10 protein-coding genes are annotated in these 20681 nt (G+C 60.5%); 8 read left to right on the forward strand and 2 right to left on the reverse strand.

Annotated features, from left to right (window positions below):
- Positions 1-77: 77 nt before the first annotated feature.
- Together AC1MLZ_RS20425 and AC1MLZ_RS20430 are read right to left on the reverse strand one after the other, a co-directional pair.
- The gene (locus tag AC1MLZ_RS20425) at positions 78-2576 is read right to left on the reverse strand and encodes a hypothetical protein (RefSeq protein ID WP_480961816.1); all 2499 of its coding nucleotides are present in this window, start codon (positions 2574-2576) and stop codon (positions 78-80) included.
- Positions 2576-4579 (reverse strand): McrB family protein, encoded by a 2004-nt coding sequence (locus AC1MLZ_RS20430; protein ID WP_480961817.1) that lies wholly within the window; start codon positions 4577-4579, stop codon positions 2576-2578. Before AC1MLZ_RS20430 ends, AC1MLZ_RS20425 begins: the two co-directional genes overlap by 1 nt.
- A gap of 332 nt (positions 4580-4911) precedes the next feature.
- Between AC1MLZ_RS20430 and AC1MLZ_RS20435 the strand changes: the two genes are divergently transcribed.
- The 8 genes from AC1MLZ_RS20435 to AC1MLZ_RS20470 all read left to right on the forward strand — a co-directional run bounded on the left by AC1MLZ_RS20435 (position 4912) and on the right by AC1MLZ_RS20470 (position 20677).
- The gene (locus tag AC1MLZ_RS20435) at positions 4912-5271 is read left to right on the forward strand and encodes a hypothetical protein (protein WP_480961818.1); all 360 of its coding nucleotides are present in this window, start codon (positions 4912-4914) and stop codon (positions 5269-5271) included.
- Between the two features lie 25 nt (positions 5272-5296).
- Positions 5297-7441, forward strand: a complete 2145-nt coding sequence (locus tag AC1MLZ_RS20440) for a TerB family tellurite resistance protein (RefSeq protein ID WP_480961819.1) — start codon at positions 5297-5299, stop codon at positions 7439-7441.
- A gap of 176 nt (positions 7442-7617) precedes the next feature.
- The gene (locus tag AC1MLZ_RS20445) at positions 7618-8073 is read left to right on the forward strand and encodes a MerR family transcriptional regulator (RefSeq protein ID WP_480961820.1); all 456 of its coding nucleotides are present in this window, start codon (positions 7618-7620) and stop codon (positions 8071-8073) included.
- Positions 8074-8107: 34 nt separating this feature from the next.
- Positions 8108-11188, forward strand: a complete 3081-nt coding sequence (locus AC1MLZ_RS20450; RefSeq protein WP_480961821.1) for an HsdM family class I SAM-dependent methyltransferase — start codon at positions 8108-8110, stop codon at positions 11186-11188.
- Positions 11185-11913, forward strand: coding sequence for a hypothetical protein (locus AC1MLZ_RS20455; protein WP_480961822.1), 729 nt, complete (start codon positions 11185-11187; stop codon positions 11911-11913). Before AC1MLZ_RS20450 ends, AC1MLZ_RS20455 begins: the two co-directional genes overlap by 4 nt.
- A gap of 10 nt (positions 11914-11923) precedes the next feature.
- Entirely contained in the window at positions 11924-12091 is a 168-nt protein-coding gene (locus tag AC1MLZ_RS20460) for a hypothetical protein (protein ID WP_480961823.1), read from the forward strand.
- A gap of 628 nt (positions 12092-12719) precedes the next feature.
- Positions 12720-17888 (forward strand): DEAD/DEAH box helicase, encoded by a 5169-nt coding sequence (locus AC1MLZ_RS20465; RefSeq protein WP_480961824.1) that lies wholly within the window; start codon positions 12720-12722, stop codon positions 17886-17888.
- The gene (locus AC1MLZ_RS20470) at positions 17885-20677 is read left to right on the forward strand and encodes a helicase-related protein (protein ID WP_480961825.1); all 2793 of its coding nucleotides are present in this window, start codon (positions 17885-17887) and stop codon (positions 20675-20677) included. The genes AC1MLZ_RS20465 and AC1MLZ_RS20470 overlap by 4 nt, the downstream gene beginning before the upstream one ends.
- Positions 20678-20681: the final 4 nt, after the last annotated feature.

Genomic DNA, 20681 nt, shown 5'->3' on the forward strand with positions numbered 1-20681 from the left:
TACAAGAGCGTTGCCAAGTTCCGTTATCAAAGCGCCGTGCGATAACCCTAATCGGGGACTGCCGTCGGAGGTAACAGTTAAGGCGTTGGCGATGGTTCGTCCGATGCGTAGGTCTCGAAATGGAGGCCGCAACTGGGGCAGGCAATGTTGGTAATCTGGGAAGCCAAAGTGCGGTGGTACGTCATTTGTACGCCATTCTTGAAGAGGGGATAGTAACAGTTATAGCAGTAGGTTCTCCACGAGATCGACTGGCACGAACGACATTCTAGGTCCCAGCCCGAACGGTTCAATGCCTTGCGCAAGTCGCCCGCGCCGTGTTGCGCCCCGCACTTTATGCAGGGCTGGCGGCAGGCGAGTTCATCCCGTGTGACCTCGTCATCGTAGTCGGACGGCATCTCCATAAGAAACTGAAGCTCCATCGCGATCAGACGCTTCAAGTTTAGGCGTGACGCCGGCCCGTGAATGCCAGCCGCCAACTGAATGCTACCATGCCGATGGCTGAGCTTGTCGTGGCCATAGTCGCAATCCCGTCCCCAACTAAGCGGAGAGGTGGGAGCCGGAATCATAGCGGCTATAGGATGCAGAACGAACACCCGGTCGCCGTGGATGCCGTAGCCCTTGTCACGCAGCAGGGTCTCGACAATATTTGGAACTTCGCCTGGCTTCCAGCCTGTGCGAAATTTTGCGTCGAGCACGATTCCCTTAGGCCAAGGCGTGGAAGCGTTCTCCAGGCGCCGGAAGCTAACGGCGAAGTCTGGCCGGCGACCGTTACGAAGGGTTGGCTGAAACCTGATGAGCGCTGCGATCCCTACATCCGGGCGGCACAGTTCGAACACGCTTTCGCTAGCGCGGTCGAGGATCGACCTGACTAGGCAAGTCTGCCAATCGGGCGGCGGCTCGAAGCGATAGTCCTCGACGAGCACAGCTATGATCTTGACGAGGCACCAGCGCTCGTACAGCGCGCTTGCATGTAGGACCCCGACCGTCTCTAGCCGTTCGAGAGTGTCGAAGCCGATACCGCTCTGGGCTAACGCCGCCTCGATTGCGCGAAAGGCCGCCAGACCCGCCGCATAACGCGGGCTCTGCAGATAGCGCTGCCCCATCGGCATTACTGCCCTGCTGCGGACGCGCCCCGCCTCCAGCTTCCGATCTAGTACCTGCAGCACGTGGAGCACCCCTTCCAGCTTCCCTGCGGCGTCGCTGATCTCCTGCGATCGGTGGCCTAGCGCTGCTGACCGCATGGCTGCGGTCTTTGCTTCGTTCGTTAGTTCGCGGCGTTCGGTAGCGCTAATTGGCGCACGCCAAGCGTCCGCCTCCAGCTTGCTGCGGTACCGCCTCTGGTTGCCGATCACGTCGGTGCGCATCCGGACGGCGTAGACGCATGTGAAGTTCAACTCGTGATAGAGCTTGCCCCCGCTGGTCCGGCGTCGGTGAGCCTCGGCGTCCGCGACGAAAGCGAACTCGCGGTTGAAGGGCTGAACTTCCGCGATCAGACGATTGAGGCGCGGCTTCCAGGTCGCGACAGCGAATGCAGCGCCCTCAGCCTTACCCGCCCGGTTGTTTATCTTATCGTAGAAGAAGCCACCGGCCCAGTAGCGCTTCGTGAGCTTTAGCCCGTATTCTGCTGCGCGCGAAGGGCACTCTGCGTCGCTGTACGCCTTAAGATCTTCAACAAGACGAGCGCGCTGTGCGAACTGGCTGTCGAGAATCTCGGGGTCAACATCTCGCCACCGCGTGGAGGCGAGCGTCTCGGCCCGTGCTTCTTCTTCTAGCGCACTGGCGCGGAGACGCTCGGCACTGCGGGAGAAACTCAAGGCTGCCTCGCGAGCGAGGCGTAGGGCATTGCCGATCATGTGCCGCAGATAGCGGTTCTCGGGTGTGTCGAGCATCTCCACCGACTTGCGCCCCGGCAGCAAGCGGGCGCCCGGGTTGCGCGAATAATGGCGGAAGGTCGCCGCTGTCGGTCGTATGCGATCGATCGAACAGGCTTCCACCACCTCTTGAACCTGCGTCGCGGGCCGGTCGACGACGGCTCGAGCGGCCATGGCGAAAGTGGCCAGTGCCTCGACAAGTTCGATGTTCAGTCCGCCGCCGGCGGCGACCAGACCGCTAGTTTTGCTGCTGGCATTGAGAGCTAGCCAGATGAACTCAGCGCGGAAGTCCGCAAGGTATTCATCCAATCGTCCCGCCCCGCCCATCGTATGGTCGAGCGCGATCCGTGTGCCGACCTTTTCGATGATCGCGCGCCCGCTTTCCCGGTGAAGCGCGCTAAGGTGGCGATGGCCTTTGGAATCCCAAGGCCCTTGTTCGACCCAGAATGCCACCTGCCCCGGCACCGCTACCTTCAGCATTCGTTCGCGCCGTCCGGAAGGCAGGACGATCGCCGGATCACCATCGCCGCCCTCGCCGGCGAGCAGCCCGATCCAGGGCAGGTTATCAAAGAACACCTGCGTTTCAGCCACCCAGGTTCCGTCAGTGCCGCGTTCCACGACGATCGGCTCCGGTGCGACCGTAACACGCGCCGCTTGCCCAGGCGCCGCCCACTCGATCGCTAGGTAACGCAGATGGGGAGGCATCAGCGAGACCAGAAGTTGATGATCCGGTTGTCGTCTTCGGCTGCTTGGATCATTCGCTCCAGCACAGCTGACGCATCCTCAGTGACGCTTGCGGGATCAAGGTCTTGGTTTAGCTCTCGCAGCAAGGCAGCGAAATTCCGGAGCACATCCAGTCGGGTATCACCGCCCGAGGTCCGACGCCCCGCATCGAAGGCTAGCTTTGGCAGAATTTTGTGCAGCATCACGTTGTTGCGGGCTGCCGCGACCGGTATCCCGGCCGTGCCTGCGTGGTCAATGTAGCTGCGCGACTGCCGAATGGCGCGAAGGCCGAACTCGACGCCCAGTGGGTCCAGGAAGTCGCGAGCGATACGCAGTAGGAGCGCAGTCTCCGGATCAGCGGGGTCGAACGAGTTGTAATCGGCGCGCGGCGTGAAGGTGTCCGAGCTTATCATCACCGGCTCGTCGATATCGGGCACGTCTTCGACTTCATCGGCGACGGCCTTCCAGTCCAACAGCGCGGGATTTCGAAAGCGCATGACGTGAACCCGGTCAAGCACCTTGGGCGACAGGGGATGAGTGGTCTCATCCATGTTGACAGTGCCGACAATCCGGACGTTGGGCGGGAAGGCGAAGCGCGTGGGGTGGCGTATCGCGGCGGTCAGCGAGCGGCGCAGGCGTCCGTGATATTCAAGTACCGATTGCGCATCGGCGAGCCCGCTCAATCGGTGAAGTAGGGCGTTCGCGGTCTCGTTCCGCAGCATGTCTTCAATTGTCACGGACTCCGGCAGCCCGGTCTTGCGCCGCACTTCTTCCTCGACGGCCACGAACAGGCCAGTCTCAACAACGGCATGCTGCTCTTCGTCTGAAGCGTAAAGTAGGATCTCTGCCGTCCCAGTACGGTCTTCGAGCAGACTAAGGAAGTCCGCGAAATAGTATTCCACCCGGGCAAGGTTCATCTCGTCGAGGCATATCAGGTGTAGGACTTCCGGCTCTGCCGATGCGGCCTGCAGCGCCTTGAGGAAGGGCGTGGCCTGGTAGGCGCGCTCGATCGGATTGTAATATCCCAGGAGATCCTCAGGCCCGGTCCAGTTGGGCTTCACCGGGATGACTTTGTGCCGCGCGCCTATGGCGTCGGCCACCTGACGCACCATGCTTGTCTTGCCCGAGCCGGAATCGCCGGCAAGTATAATAAGGTCATGCGTGCGCAGCAGCGCTAGAAAATCGCGCAATTGTGCCTGCGAATACCGAATTCCACGCTGCCAGAGCCGGGCCTGCACGAACGGCGCGACCCGAGTGAAATCCCCGCCAAGAATATCGTGGTAGGATCGCCCCGCCGGAGCTCCGGTTCCTGCCGTGTCAGGCAGGAGGCGCGCCAGTTCGTCTGGATCCAGCAAGCCCAGCGCCTTGAGGCGGTGGCCCTTGCTGGCAGCCAACTCGGCCATCGTCCGCAATCGTTCCTGCATTGATATGATGTCCTGTTGAAGGCCCGCGCCGGCCTTACTAAGTTCGAGCAGCCGTGCGTTGCCGGCAGCGCAGGACGCACGGATTTGCTTTAGTCTATCTTCTTCCTGCGCCTGCTTGACGCGGGACTCGTCCGTCTGCGCATCAAGACCGCGACGCACTGTCTCCGCTTCTCGACGGATCCGGTCTGCGATAGCGTCGTGCGCCACCGTAAAAATGCGGCGCGCATTGACCCGGCCGGTCACGCCGACTGACCATTCTTCGGGAACCTCGGTCAAGAGTTTAAGCGAACCAGGCACGGAATTCAGTGCATAGGGATCTCTCCGCTGCTCCCGGATTTCGAACGGCGACAGCTGCACCTCCGCCAAGGCCCAGACGTCGCCATCGGCATCCTGCAATGCGGTCCGTACGCCTGCCATCTCGGGAGGGGGGATGAATGCGCGAGCAGGGTGCCCGGACATTGGAGACACGAGCTTGCGGCCTGAGAAATCCTCAAGATCAACGAGGAAGCCAAAACGGCTAGCGTCGCTGTCGGCCGGCGACAAACGACCTACAACCGCCAAGGGGCTATCACCGGAGAAATTCCATATGTCGCGAAGATGAGCGATTACGTCGTCGTCCGCGTCCGCGTGTGGGGAAGAAGGGTCAGGCAAGCTTCTTTAATCCAAACGACTGGTAATAAGCCGAGCTCAAGGCAGAGCTTTCTTTAATATCACAAGTCACTCCAAGTAACGGTTCGACCACGCTATCCAGCACGGCTTCCCATAGCGAAGCTGCCGCGACCAGCGAAAATGCTGCTGGACAGACGCAGATCGTCGGTCACAGTCACCACGCCTTAGATCTTCAGGAGCCTCCGATGCCCCATCTCCCCGTGCCGTGGGCGCGCCGCGATATCATGACGGCGATCGATCGTCTGGCGGTGTCTGCGGACGCCAAAGTTCTGCTGGCACGCCTTGAAGGCATGACCGTCTCGATCGGTCAGACCATCGTCGCGGTCGGGCGCCAAATCCTGTCGTTCGCCTTCGAAGCTCTTAAGATGTTTCCCAATACCGCGTTTGGGCTGGTGATCGGCGCGGTCATGGCAGCGCTGATAGGGTCTATAGCGATATTAGGTGGCATCCTCGCGCCCGTTTTAGGACCGCTACTCATAGCGTGTGGCATTGGGGTCGGCGCGGTCGCCGATATGCGCAACGATGGGCTTCGCACCCGTATTAGCGCGTTCGAAGCCCATCTTAAGGTGGCGATCGATGGATGATGGCTCGTCCGAACGGGCAGCTGGAATGGACGGTGTTACCTGCGTCATCACCAACCCCGAACGCTTCAAGGCACGTCTTGCGATCGGCGAGAATGTCTATGCAACCCGCCGCGCGCTTCGGTCGCTCGGTTCGCTATGGGATACGGGCGGGGCGGCGGGAACTGGGGTAGGCTTTGCTAAGTCGGCGCTGGTTGCAGGCACGTTCTTTGCGCCTGCAGCGTCCGTCAATCCCTTGGTCTGGGCCGGGATCATGGCACCCGCTGTAGCGGTGACACCGGTCGGCTGGGTAGTCGCTGCTGCACTCGCTGCAGGCGGGGCATGGTACGGCGTATCGCGCTGGATGGCATCCGGTCCGGACGCGTATGTCGATGTAATCCCCAAATTTCTCAATACCCCGATCGACGTGCTAGCGATGCGGTTGCTCGATCTCAACGCTGCGCTCGCGTTTCGCATCGCAGCCGCAGACGGGAGGGTGGATGCCACTGAACGCGACGCTATCCGCGACCATTACACGCACGACTGGGGATATGATCCCGCTTATCTCGCCACGGCATTGCCAATGATCGAGGCTGATGTGCTGTCCCGTGGTGAGGACACCAGCATCGACCGAATGGCCTCTGCGATCGTCGACTTCCACGCGCGCAGTCGCGATTGCGCTCCGGACGCAATGCAGAAGGAACTTCTCACCTTTCTTAACGAGGTCGCGGCAGCCGACGGTATCGACGCGCCAACGGAGCGCGACGCCCTATCAGCCGTCGAGCGCACGTTGTCGGGTGCTAGGGCACTATCGCTGAAACGAGCTACCACGGACTTTAGCGAGTGGACTCGCACGCTTGGTGACGCGGCGCATGATGCGGCTGGCGACGTCCGGGCAGGCGTCGTGCAAACATTCGTGATCGGTCGCAAGGGATTAAACGAAGCAGGGACTGTGGCATCAAACATGATCGATAGTGAAAGACTTTCTCGCGGTCTGGAGACCGTGCGCTCGGCATCCGATCAGGCGGCGCAAACCGTAACGTCAACAGGCCGATCCATCGGCAGAACAATCGGAGGGTTCGCTGCGCGGATCAGTTCTGCCGCACGAGAAGCGATTGTCGGCGATCCGAACAGCGGGTCAGCCGAAACTCGCGATTATGCAGCCGCGCGTGGTGACGCGGATGACGAGATTGGGCGTATCAACGTCCTGATCGCGGGCAACACGGGTGTTGGCAAGAGTACGCTGGTAAATGCCGTGTTCGGTGATGCCGTAGCGCCGACCGGTGCCGGATTGCCCGTAACGCAGACCGTCACGCTTTACGAAGCACCGAATGCTCCGCTCAACCTGTGGGACTCCCGCGGGTTCGAAGCGGGCGACGACGAAGCGGTTCGCGCAGTCGACTCGAAGCTAGCGGAGATGCGTGCCACAGGGGATGTCGCGGCACAGATACACGTTGCTTGGCTGTGCATCTCCGCGATGTCGAACCGCGTGGAGCCGGTCCACCGTCGATTTCTCGCCGACATGAAGGCACGCGGCATTCCGGTGATCGTGGTCTTCACGCAAAGCTATCGTCCGATGCCGACCGAGGCGCGGGTACAGGCAGAACCCGCTAGTGCCCAGATCGACGTGCTGGCTGTTGACGAACCAAGTTTCAATCGCACCGCCTTTGGGCTGGAGGCGCTGGTCGAGGCGACGGATCGTGTTTTGCCGGAGGCGCGCAAGACCGCCTTCGCCGCGGCACAGCGGGTGCAATGGTCGTTAAAAAAAAGTGCCGCTAGGCGGGTCGTCGCGGCAGCCTCAACCACCGCAGCCGGTACGGCGATAGCACCAGGACATAGCATCGTCCTGTCGCTGATTCAGGTCGGTATGCTAGCAAAGATCGACAGGGTCTTCGGCCACTCGATGCTCGCAGACGGAGGCGCGGCAAAGTTGATGATCGGCACCGGCGCGTCGCGCGGTGGCCAATGGCTGTTTGGCACCCTTCTCAGCGACGGCCTGAAGGCAAGCGGCATTGGCTATGCCGCAGGCGTCGCGATCGGCGGTGCAGTTGGCAGCACGATCACCAGCGCGATGGGGCTTGGCTATATTGAGGCGCTTTCCCGATACCTGGAGTCCGGTAGCGACGTGAACCTAGATAAGGTCGCGGAACTGGTGACGACCGCGACCCGCCACGCCGCGAAGGTTCGGGCATAGTGACGACGCGCACTAATGGACCCCTTTCCTGCAGTTTGCCTCCGGCGTGGTTAGGTGTTGGTCCCACGGTTTAGGTCCATCAGCTAGTTGCGGCGGCAACGCACCACCCGACTTTACCAGTTTAAGTGGGTATGATACCCGCTTGCGTATAGACGCGGCGGCAGTGAAAGATGGTTATGCATTTGGCGAAAGCCGGAGAGGTTCAGCGGCTGACTGGGCTGACTGCCGATCAGCTACGTGAGTGGACCACCCGCAGGGGGCTGATCGAACCTGACGCCAAGCCCAATGGGCCTGGTTCGAGGGCACGATACTCCTGGCAGACTGTGCTCTTGCTCCGTGTCGCAGTCGTTCTCAAGGAGGGATTTCACATCGAGCTTCAGGCGCAGCGCGAGGTTTTCGCGGCCCTATCCCGACGTCTCTTCAAGGCCTCCTTCCCAGCCCTGCGCGGCACCGCGCTCGCGCTCGGTGCAGATGGCGTATCTGACATTGTATCCGTCGGCGAGCTGGGTGCGCTTGCGCGCGACGTTCTGATCCTGCACCTCGACCCGCACCTGGATGTTTTGGCTACGGAATTCGGTCTTGCAGAGCCGATGCGCCAGTTGCCGCTCTTCCCAATACGGGCCGTCGCGTAATGTTTCACGGCGTTATATTGCGGGACGCGGTCCAGTGACTGGCTTCAACAGCTGGCTGGAAACGCTTGCCTATACCGATTTTCCGGATGAACTTTTCCGCGCTGGGGTTAGCGCGGGTGCGCGGCCCTACGCGGCAGAGATAGAGGAGATGTTGGCCCCCGACCGCGGGATCGGCGCATCGGCGGTCTTCTGCGTCGAAGAACAGCCCACGGTCTGCCTTATCGACAGCACGACCCTAGGTGAGGATCCTGACAAACGTGTAGAGCAGATCCGGCAGAAGGTCTGGAATCAGAACCTGGCTTCGGTGGTCCTCGTGCTGGCACCGAACGCGCTCGCGGCTTATTGCGTCAATAACAGGGAAGCCGAACCCGACACCCTCTTACAGAGCAATGTCGCTGCGCGCGGCGCTTGGTCAGCGTATGAAATCCAGTCTGGCTTTATCAAGGATCGGTTATCGGAATGGTTTTCTCCCGAAGCTCGGGTTGATCAGCGTCTATTGATCAACCTGCGCGACGTCGTGAAGGCGCTCGTGCGGGCAGGATTGAACACAACCCAGGCCGAGGCACTCATGGCCCAGGTGATCTTCCTGTGCTACCTCGAGCAACGTGGAATTGTAGGAGAGGCTTATCGTACCCGGCATAAGCTTCGAGTTCTGGAAGCCTATGTTTCCCGTAAGGACGGAGCCGGTATTGACGCGTATCTCAAGCGCCTTGGTGATGATTTCAACGGCGATTTTCTAAGTTCCAGTGGTGGCGGCGCGCCAAGATGGGCTGGCGTTAGTGACGGCGTATTCCGGGCCGTGCGGCTTTTTCTTCAGGCAGTTGACTTTGAGACCGGCCAAGGTGCGCTGTGGCGCTATGATTTCAGCCATATTCCGGTCGAGCTAATTTCAGGCATTTATGAGACCCTGCTGAAGGAGCGTCAGGGAAAACTCGGCGCCTATTACACGCCGCGCCACCTTGCCAACCTCGTCGCTGAACAGGCGTTTGAGGGATTTGCCGATCCAGCCGCTTGTTCGGTTTATGACGGAGCCTGTGGCTCGGGTATTCTGCTCACTACCGCATTTCGTAGAATGCTCCGCCACGCCGAAGTCGAGCGTGGGCATCGCCTCCGCTTTGACGAGCGCGTAGGACTTATGAAAGCAAAGATATTCGGCAACGATCTCGATGAGACAGCCTGCTGGATCACCGCCTTCAGCCTGTACCTCTCACTTCTGGAGGGGCTTGAGCCGGTCGACATTTCGCTTCTGCAGTCTGATGCTAATCAAAAGCTGCCGAACCTGATCGGCCCAGGCCTCAACATTCAGAAGGGTGACAAGGCCGGCGACTTTTTCTCAGCCGGCAATCCCTTTGCAGGCAAAGCCAAGTTCGACATCTTTCTCTGCAATCCGCCTTGGCGCGAATCCGATGACACGGAGACGCCGAGTTGGGAAGCGTGGTGCCGCGATCAAACGCCGTCCTATCCGATCGGCAGACGTCAAATCGCAGCCGGTTTTGCATATCGTGCGACGAGTTGCGTCAATCCTGATGGCGTGATCACCCTCATCATGCCTTTAAATCTTGTTGTGGGTGCGACGAGCCAATCCTGCGAGTTCCGTCAGCGTTGGCTGGAGGATGTCAGAATCGACAGGATCATCAATTTCGCAGATGTCCGGCGTCTTCTATTCGCAGCCGCCAAGCATCCTTGCGCAGTCGTGCGGGTACGTCCTAGGCCAAAGGTTGAGGGCGTCATTGAATTGGCATCTGAGTCGGTCGAGTATTGGGCACCCAAAACGGATGTAAGCCTGGCGCTGGGCCGTCTGGCACTGCATCCGCTCGATCGAAAAATCCTCAGTGCGCGCGAGATCTATAGTAAGCCATATTTGCTTATTTCGGCATATTGGGGTGATCAGCGCGACCTTGATCTGCTGCGCCGACTTCAAAAAAGCGGTTCGCTCGCCCGCACCATGGACGAGCGCACGATGCCCTGGATTGCAGGAAAAGGATTTCATGCGCCAAACCAGAGCAACAAAAGCCGGTCGCTCGGGATATTGGATCAGTTGAGCTATTTGCCTGCCGATCGGATACCGCGCGACCATTCGATCATCGCGAAGGACGCGCAGTTCGACACGGTCAATGCGCACTTTAAGATCGTTGCGAGTCCGGGCGGGAAAAATGGACAGCTATACCATGGGCCGCGGATCGTCTTCACCGATGGCCTGAACGAAGACTATTCGGTGCGCGTGGCGTATACCGAGGAGAGCTTTGCTTTTACCTCGTCTATAGGTGCGATCGGCGGCGCTCTCGAGGACACTGCGCTACTAAAATTTTTGGCGGCCTATCTGCGTTCGCCGCTAGCCACTTTTCTTCTTATCATGACCGGCTATTCGGTGATTGGTGAACGCCCAAGGGTCGCAATTGAGGATCTCAAAGGCTTTCCTTTTTGCCCACCCGACCGCCATCCGGACAAAAAGCGCGCGTACGCGATTATCGGCGAGGTATCAGCGATCTATGACACGCTTTCGAGAACGGACGAATGGCTTCGCGATCATGCCTATGCCAATCATACCCAAACGCTAAACTCACTGATCTTTGAATATTTCCGGCTCACCCATAGTGACCGCCTTCTCATCGCAGACATGGTCAATACAGTTGCGGCCTCGATCCAGCCGCAAGACTATGATCGGCTCGCGACGCCTCTCCTCAATCGGCCGCTCGATGAGGAAGTCGGCCGATATGTCGAGGTCCTGACCCTAGAGCTGGAAACGCTGCGCGGCCAATCCGGTGGCAAGGGCGCTTTGCGTGTCGATGCAGTCGTCGATGGAGCCAAAGGCTTCTTCGGCGCGGTTCGCATTGCGCTTGGCAACGGCCGCAAAGACGTTTCCGCGATCACTCATTCACAGAAGGCGTTTCAGATACTTCTCTCCGAGCTGGAGACGGGTTTCGTTGCACATATTGAAGGAATCCACCGCGACGAACTATTCAAAATGCCTAATGTGATCATAGTCTCGGGCGACTCCTTCTACTTCATTAAACCAATGCGGAGGCGCTTTTGGCTTGCCCGCACCGCTCTTGCCGACGCTGATCTGATTACGCGAACGGTGCAGGTTGCCGCTTGGGAGAAGCTAACTTCATGAGCGAGACGCCCTCGGAAGCCTGGTTCAGCGTCTTTCCATCCCCTCGCATCCCTGACGTCCTCGCATATGTGGGCCGTACCTGGGGTTATCTTCGTTCGGCCTATCCCGATCAAGTTAGCTTTGCAGCCGATGAGCCCACATTGACCGATAATTTGTGCGAGGCTTTGGCGGATCAGGACCGTCGTCGCACGGCCCAAATGGACTGCGATTTTCAGTCGGAGACCTGGGAGTTGCGCCGTGCGGCGGACGGCTCGACGTCGCGGATCGCGCGCGCAGATATTCGTGTCATTTTGGGTGCGCCCGGAACGCCCCATTTTGTTATCGAGTTTAAAAAGCTGGATGGCTCAAGCGGAGCACGCTGGCGATATTGCCATGACGGGCTTAATCGCTTCGTTGAGGGTAAATATGCCATTGGGCACGCCTATGGCGCGATGTGCGGGTTTTCCTCCGTCGATCCGGCAACTGAAGCCACTGCAATGGCAGCCTACATCTGCGACCCCAAACGTGCGGCCAAGCTTGAATGCATTGCGGACACGGCGGGCACCATCATCACTAGCCCGTCGGTGGCCGATTCAGGGAACGCGTCGTTTGACACCGATCATGGTCGCCCGAAGGTCAAACCCTACGCCCCGATTACCGTGCTACACATCTTCCTGAGGTGCGATTCTGTCGCATCGAACGATGACGCGCTGGAAGATGAAGGCGGTCAGCAAGGGGTAGCTTGAGGAGAAACAAATGCTGGGCGAGGCAGCAGTCGCCATGACCTACGTTCGCCGCTCTGTTGGCGGCCTCCTGATAACGCGCTGGCTTTATGGCAAAATCGTCGGGAAGCGTGTTGTGTCCCTCGCCGCGGCCAGTTGGCGGACCTATTGCGTTTCACTGCTTTTTGGCACCTGCGGCTGAAACGGACAAACCACTACGATCCCTCTGATCCGGCTACTAGTCAGCTTTTCGGCCCTTCGAGCATCGCGGGAGACGGCTCCGGCCTCTAGTCGGCCGAGAAACGGACGGACCCGGTTGAAGTCTACCAGCGGTGCTCGGCAGCGGTCTTGGCGTACGAACAAGGGGAAAGAGCCCATTCGACTTTGCAAAGTGACCAGTCCGGTTTTCACCGCTTATCCCGACGACCAGACGGACTGCATCTCGCCAGAGAAGCCCTCTGCCCTACCCTTCTAGCCTGACGGGGGCTTATCAGGTTCTCGTTGGGTATTCCCTCAGCGCACCTCTCCAGCCTGGTCCCTTTTGCATGAGAAAGAGGCGTATAAGAGTCTGGTCAGTTCGCTCGCCTGATCCTGCTAGAGTCTTAAACAAAGAGGACCATACCGTACCCATCCAAACGGCACCGTTGAAGCTCCGTGCGGGGTAACTGTAACGCGCACGCTATTTGGCGGCGTTTAATCGCGCGATCTGTCATCGCAGGGACGCCGCCTTTCTCACAAAAAATCGAGTTTCGGGAAAGTTGCGTTAGCCCGTCTGCATGGCGCGTGCTTGTCGATAAGCCCCTTGATGGTCTAGAAGAATTGCCTTGGGGGTGAGCTTGAATATCTTTGAACTCGATGCCGCGCTGATCCGCGACTACGCCGAATTTGCTCGCTCGTTCAGCCAAATCCGCGCGCCAGATATCAAGGCTAGCGTTGACCATCTCTATGAGAAGGGCCGCTTTTGGCCAGAACCGCTGATCTCCATAAATCCGCGCTACGAGCGCGGTGAAGCCGTTGATGCGCTTGCTGAGGGCGGCACCCTTCACCAAGAAACGGCCCGCGTCTTCAGGGCCGGCGGGCAAGGAATCCGACTCCATCGCCACCAGACGCAGGCGGTAGTTAAGGGAACGACCGGCAAAAGCTTCGTGGTGACGTCTGGTACCGGTTCAGGAAAATCACTTTGCTTCTTCGTCCCTATCATCGACGCAGCGATCAGGGCACGAGCAGCGGGGAAACCTCAACAGACACGCGCAATCATCATCTACCCGATGAATGCACTGGCCAACAGCCAGCTCGAGGAAATTAACCGGTTTCTCTCTCAGTCAGGTCTAGCCCCACATCTGAGGCCGACGGTCGCGCGTTATACCGGTCAGGAGGATCAGGCTGCCCGAGCCCTTATCCGCGAAACCAAGCCGGACATCCTCCTCACAAACTTCATGATGCTCGAACTGCTTATGACACGGCAGAAAGAGGACGACCGTGCTGTCATGGCCAATGCCGAAGGCCTTGAGTTTCTGGTCCTCGACGAACTACACACCTACCGCGGCCGTCAAGGCGCCGATGTAGCCATGCTGATGCGCCGTGTGCGTGATCGACTTTGCCCAAACACGCCGCCCGTTTGCATTGGCACATCAGCTACGATGTCCTCCGAAGGTGACGCGTCGGAACGTGCCGCTGCCGTTGCCAAGGTCGCCTCGAAGCTATTCGCAACGCATATTCCGGCTTCGTCGGTCATCGCCGAAACGCTGGAGCGGGCGACGCTGGCATCGGTTGACGTCACTCGCACGTCGCTAGCGTCCGCTACCGACGCCTTTTCTTCGAGAGGCCTGACGGACGTCGCACTGGCAGCTCACCCACTAGCTGCATGGATCGAAATGTCCGTTGGCTTGAAGGACGAGCAAGGGCTCGCGCGGCGGACACCGATGACACTGCACGCAGCCGGCCACCTGCTCGCCGAAGCGACGAACAGACCGGTTACGCGGTGTGCTGAGGTTTTGAAGGAACTGCTGACGGTCGCGGGCAAGCCGGAGCACGAACGCGGTGGCGACGGTGACGGGGCGTTTCTGGCGTTCAAACTTCACCGATTCATATCGGGTGCTGGCCATGCCCATGCGACCCTGCGCGGCGCAGAAACCCGCAGGGTCACCGTCGAGGGTCAGGTATTCCACCCTGAAGACGTTGAGGCACGGCTTTATTCGTTGTTTTTCTGCAGAGCCTGTGGACAGGAATACCATCCGGTCACGGTTATCGAGGAGAGTGGCGGCAAGAGAGTTCTCGCACGGTCGATCGACGACGTGCCGACTGACGATCCGTCAAATGATGATGAGGCCGGCTATCTAATGCCTGAGCCGGATGACGCGGATTTCAATTTCGCCGGCGAGCCAGAAGATTACCCCGAAGACTGGATCGAAAGCACCGCGTCAGGCCAGAAGCGACTGAAATCCAAATCGCGATCACGGTCGCCGCGTGCGCTCCGTGTCGACGCGGGCGGCCAAGTCGGTTCTGGGCGAGCAATGTGGTTCTTGCCTGGAAAATTCGGGTTCTGCCTCGCGTGCGGTGATCAACCGGCAAGCCAGGCGCGCGAAATCAACAAGCTCGCGGCTCTTTCGGCCGAAGGCCGAAGCTCGGCGACGACCCTACTCGTGTCGAGCGCATTGCGTTGGATGCACAAGACCAACGCGATGACGCCCGACAAGCGCAAGCTGCTTGGCTTCACCGATAACCGCCAGGACGCGGCACTGCAGTCTGGGCACTTCAACGATTTCCTGTTCGTGTCGCTGCTGAGGGCCGCTATTCTGACTGCCGTCGCTGACGCCGGCGATGAAGGCCTGTCCTCGGACGAATTCGGACGTCGCGTACAACAGGCGCTCGGCTTTATTCTCGAAAACGAAAACCGGCGTCAGGAGTGGATGCTCGATCCCGCTGGCAAAGGCGTCGCCCGCACCGACGCGAGCGCAGCACTGGTCAAGGTGCTTGCCCATCGGGTCTGGGTCGATCAGCGCCGGGGCTGGCGGTTCACTAACCCGAACCTTGAAGAGCTCGGCCTTGTGGAGGCGCGCTATCAGGACCTGGACACGCTTGCCGCTGACGACGAGGAGTTTGCAGCTGCGCCGATGGTCGTGCGCGTGGCCAAGCCCGCACAGCGGCGCGAAGCTCTCCAGCTGATCCTCGAAACGATGCGCCAAGGACTGGCGATCGACGTCGGCTCTCTCAACCGAACCGAGCTCGACAGCATTTCGGAACGGTCGCAGTCGCTTCTTCGAGACCCTTGGGCAATTGGCCGCCTGGAAGAGCCGCGTGTCGCCGCCTCGCTTATGATCGACGCGCCGAAAAAGGCCGAGGCCGGCAAGAGAGGCGAGACCCAACTGCTTCGCGCGGGGCCTCAAAGCGGCCTCGCCAAGCGGCTCCGCTCGCCAAAAATCTGGAACATGAAGCTCGACGCCAAGACCTACCTCGAGGTCATCGCTTCCCTACTTTCGGCGGCCAAAACCTATGGCCTTGTTGCTGAAGTTGGCACAGAATATGACACGCCGGGTTGGCGCCTGCGGCCAACGAGCTTCCGCCTAGTTAAGGGCAAGCCGGGCGCTGGCAAACGCCCGAACCGCTATTTTGCCAGCCTCTATCTGTCACTTGCTGAGACGCTGAAGGCCGGTGGCGATGGCTTGTTCGGTCTCGAAGGACGCGAACATACCGCCCAAGTGACGCCAGAGAAGCGCGAATGGCGGGAGTGGCGTTTCCGGTATGGCGAACAGGACCGAGCCAATATCGTCAAATATCGTGCGGATATGCTTAATGAGAGCGAGGGCGACTCCTTCCTCCCCGTCCTGTTCTGCTCTCCGACGATGGAGCTTGGCGTCGACATCTCGGCACTGAACGCCGTCTACCTGCGCAACGTACCACCGACGCCGGCAAACTATGCGCAGCGATCCGGCCGCGCCGGCCGCTCGGGGCAGCCTGCACTGGTGCTGACGTATTGCGCGGCACAAAGCCCGCACGACCAGTATTACTTTACCAACCGCACCCAGATGGTGGCGGGCATAGTCCGCCCGCCCTCGCTTGATCTTGCTAATCGCGATCTAATTTACTCACATCTGCACGCAGTCTGGCTGGCGGAAGCCGGTGCGCCGCTCGATGCATCGATCGCTGGCGTACTTGATCTCTTCGGTAAGGATTTGCCTATCAACACCGATCTCGCCGCAACGATTGACGATCCCGCATTGCTGCCGCGCGCTGCAACAGCAATTCATAGACTTTTGAAGACCGTCGCCGGCGAGTTTGGTGACGAATGGCCGAGCGACCTGGCGAAACTCGCGCAAGATGTTGCTCGGGAGGCTCCTGACGGTTTCCGGGAGACATTTGACCGCTGGCGCGAGCTATACCGCGGCGCGCTCGACCAGTTGAATGACGCGAACCGGCGCCAGAGCATCCCGGGCCTTTCCCACAAGGAACGCATGGCCGCCAAAGCCGAATGGAACCAGGCCTCTGATCAAAAGCAAATGCTTGAAGCCGGCAAGGATAGCGGTGGGTCGGATTTCTACACCTACCGCTACCTTGCCACCGAAGGCTTCCTGCCCGGCTACAACTTCCCGCGGCTTCCGCTGTATGCCTTCATCCCAGCCTCTGGCTTGCCCGGTGCACGCTCCGCCTTTCTCCAGCGTTCGCGCTTCCTGGCGATTGCTGAGTTCGGTCCGCGCAGTCTCATCTATCACGAAGGCCGCGCCTATCGCGTGCACAAGGCGCGCCTTCCTGCTAGTGCGCGCGAGAACAACGGCCAGCGCCTGACCACCTCTCCAATCTGGATCTGCGAAGCATGCGGCGCAGGTCATTCGCCACACGAGCCCGAGCGTTGTCACGCGTGCGGCGCACCTTTGGCCGGCGTTTTGCCGGTCAAGGACACCATTCGCATCGAGAATGTCGAAACGCTGCCCACCGAACGGATTACTGCCAATGACGAAGAACGTCAGCGTCAGGGATTTGAGATCCAGACGGTGTTCGCCTGGCCGCGCCGTGACGGTGTGCTCGACGTAAAACGCGCCGCCGCCATTGACGGCGATGGCGAGATCTTGGCGATCGACTATGCGACCGGCACCGAAATCAGTCGGCTCAATAAGGGGCTGCGTCGACGCGCCAACAAGAGCTTGTTCGGATTTGGTATTAATCCCGCCACGGGCCGATGGGAGAAGGCGCCTGAGGAAGAAGGAGAATCCCAGCCCGACCCCGACAAGACGCCGACCCAACGCGTCGTTCCGATTGTCCGCGATTCGAAGAACGCTGCTTTGCTACGCCTTGCCGGCGAGGGGCTGGCGCAGACGTCGATGGCGACCGTGCAGCACGCCCTCAGTCGTGGCCTCGATCTAGTGTTTCAGCTTGAGCAAGGCGAAACGCTCGCTGAACCGGTTCCTGAGCGGGCCGATCGCAAGGCGATTCTGGTCTATGAGGCGACTGAAGGCGGGGCCGGGGTGCTCAACCGGCTTATCGCCGACAAAAAAGCAATCGGCCGAGTGGCACATGCGGCGTTGGCGATGATGCACTACGAGAATATCGATGCGGCCGTTACCGCCGCTGACCCAACGCTCCTGAAAGAAATCGAGCACGCTGACTGCGTTCGGGGCTGCTACCGCTGCCTACTTTCTTATTACAATCAGCCCGATCATGAGCTGATCGACCGGACCGATGATGCGGCTCTCGTTGCGCTGCTTCGGTTAGCCCGCTCAAGCGTCGAGCTTCGAACGCCACATGTAGAAGATGAAACCGGTAATCAGTGGTTAGCGGCCGCCAAAAAATGGAAGCTGCCCGCCCCTGATGCGGGCCCGGCCGCGTTCGACGGGAAGATACCCCTGAACTGGTCTGAGTCCTATGTAGCGGCAGGCCCGAGCGCAGTTATTTCCGAATACCAACCGGTGGCCGACAAACTCGGCTTCCTGTTGATCACGCTCGACGACCCATACGAACCGACACCACCTGCGGCGCTCGTCGCTGCTCTCAAGGGCTCCACATGACACTCAGTTTTGGGCCCGGCGACCTGGTCCGCGCACGTGGCCGCGAGTGGGTTCTTCTCCCCGAAGACGCTACAGGCCTGCTAAAGCTGCGGCCGCTTTCTGGGTCGGAAGACGACATTCAGTGGATCGACCCGCAGCTAGAGCGCAGCGAGGTGCGGGCCGCCAGCTTTGACGCACCGGTCATCGATCCCGAAAGCCCTCCGACCTTCGCTACTCAGGATGCAGCCCGGCTACTCGCCGACGCACTACGCCTATCGATGCGCCGGGGCGCTGGCCCCTTCAGATCAGCAGCTCGTCTCGGCTTTGAGCCCCGGGCCTACCAGCTGGTGCCGTTGATGCTGGCGTTGCGGCTCCAGACCATCCGCCTGCTCATTGCAGATGACGTCGGCATCGGCAAAACGATCGAGGCGGGCCTTATCCTACGCGAGCTGATCGATCGGGGCGAGGTCTCACGCTTTACGGTGTTGTGCCCTCCGCACCTCGTCGAGCAATGGGTCGGTGAGTTGGCTGAAAAATTCGATATCGATGCAACGGCGGTCACCGCTGCGTCCGCCCCCCGGCTCGAACGCGACCTTCCGCCGGGCATCAGCCTGTTTGAGGCCCATCCGTTCACCGTCGTCAGCCTCGACTATATCAAGGCCGATCGCCGGCGCGATGAATTCGCGCGTGTCTGTCCCGCCATGGTGATCGTAGACGAGGCGCACGCGTGCGTCGGCACTGAAAGCGGTCGTCAGCAGCGGTTTGGCCTACTGCAGCGTCTATCTGCAGATAAAGACCGCCATCTGGTTTTGCTAACGGCGACGCCGCATTCCGGAGATGATGTTGCCTTCGGCCGTCTTCTCGGCCTGCTCGATGCTGCGTTCAGCTCCGAGACGCTGGACAGCGACAACGGCCGCGCCCGCCTTGCCCGGCATGTGGTCCAACGTCGCCGCATCGATATCGTCGAGCCAGGATCCGACGGCCAAGGTTGGGACGAGGATCGCGCATTCCCGAGGCATGAAGCCGCCGAGGTCGCTTATTCGCTGACGCCCGCGCACAAGGCATTCCACGAAGCCGTCCTCGATTGGTGCCTCGGCGTTGTCGAAGGTGCTGGCTCTGACTCCACGAAGCGTCGCCTCGCCTTTTGGGGGACGCTTGCTTTGATGCGATGCGTTGGCAGTTCGCCCCAAGCCGCGATTAGCGCCCTGCGTAACCGCGTAGCAGCCCTCCCCGACCAGCTCGAATCCGGCGTGTTCGACCTCGACGATGATGAGGCGCAGGCCGATGACATCACACCTGACTGGCGCTCCGACGAGGGTGATACCCTCGCGGTTCTGATCGAACAGGCGAGCACGCTTGGCGCCGATCCGAAGCTCGCCGCGCTGATCAAGGTCCTCGGCGACCTCGACAATCCCGTTGTCTTCTGCCGCTTTATCGCAACCGCCGAAGCGGTCGGCACGGCCTTGCGTGCAAAATTCCCCAAAGCGCGCATCGAAGTTGTCACCGGCGCTCTGCCCTCCGACGAACGTCGCCGCCGGGTCGAGCAGATGGCCAGCGATGACGGCACCAAGCGCATCTTGGTGGCAACCGACTGCCTGTCGGAAGGTATCAACCTCCAATCTCTGTTTGACGCTGTCGTCCACTATGATCTGAGCTGGAACCCCACTAGGCACCAGCAACGCGAGGGCCGCGTCGACCGCTTTGGACAGCCCGCCAAGCTGGTCCGGTCGGTGACGCTTTATTCGCCAGACAGCGCGATCGATGGCGCGGTCCTGTCAGTGATCCTACGGAAGGCTGAAGCCATCCGAAAGGCTACCGGGGTAACCGTTACAATGCCGGAAGATACCGCCGCTGTGACAGGCGCGCTCATGCAGGCCGTACTGCTCCGCAAAGGTGGCGGCGGGCGCGCCCAGCTCAGCCTCGACTTCGGCATGTTCGAGGCCGACACGGCCACCATCAACGCCGTCTGGCGCGATGCTGAAGAGGGTGAGAAGCGCAGCCGCGCTCGCTTCGCCCAACGAACCTTGTCTCCGCAGCACGTTATTCCCGAATGGCGGCGCTGGCGCGAACTACTCGGCACCTCTGCCGACCTCGAACGCTTCGTCACGCGCGCAATGATCCGCCTCGAAGCTCCGCCCGAGCGACTGAAAAGCGGCGTTCTGCGCGCTCCGTTGATGGCTTTGCCTCCGGCTTTACGCAGCCGCCTTGACGCCCGCGGCCTCGAAGGCAGCGTCAACCTGGCCTTTGACGAACCGCCACCTCGCGGCAGCACGATGGTAAGCCGGGCTCACCCCCTGGTTGCCACACTGGCCGAAGCACTACTCGAAAGCGCTCTCGACCCGGAAAGCGCTTCGGTCAGTCCACTCGGTCGCGCCGGCGCCTGGGTCTCGCAGGGCGTCACCCAGCTGACGATCGTCGCTCTCGTCCGTATCCGCTTCAAGCTGACCGTTCGGAGCGGTGGTCGGGAAGTGATGCTACTTGCCGAGGAAGCAACCACCTTGGCATGGACGCCAACCGATACCGCGCCAGGCATTACCGGCGCGGACGCCACCGCACTGTTGGAACTCGCATCCGCCGCCGCCCTACCCGATCCAGTCCGCCTCCGTATCCTCAGCAGCGCCGTCACCCGGCTCGGAAGCGACGCCGTCCAAGGTGGGCTCGCCGGCTACGCCAAGGCGCGCGCCGATGCTCTCTCCGCCGACCACGCGCGCCTGCGCGAAGCTGCCCGCATGGCCGGCGAGGTCCGCGTCGAACCTGTTCTTCCCCTCGATCTCATCGGCGTCTTCGCGCTGTTGCCGAAAGTCGCTTGATGGC

The organism is Sphingomonas sp. PEI4 (assembly GCF_056679955.1).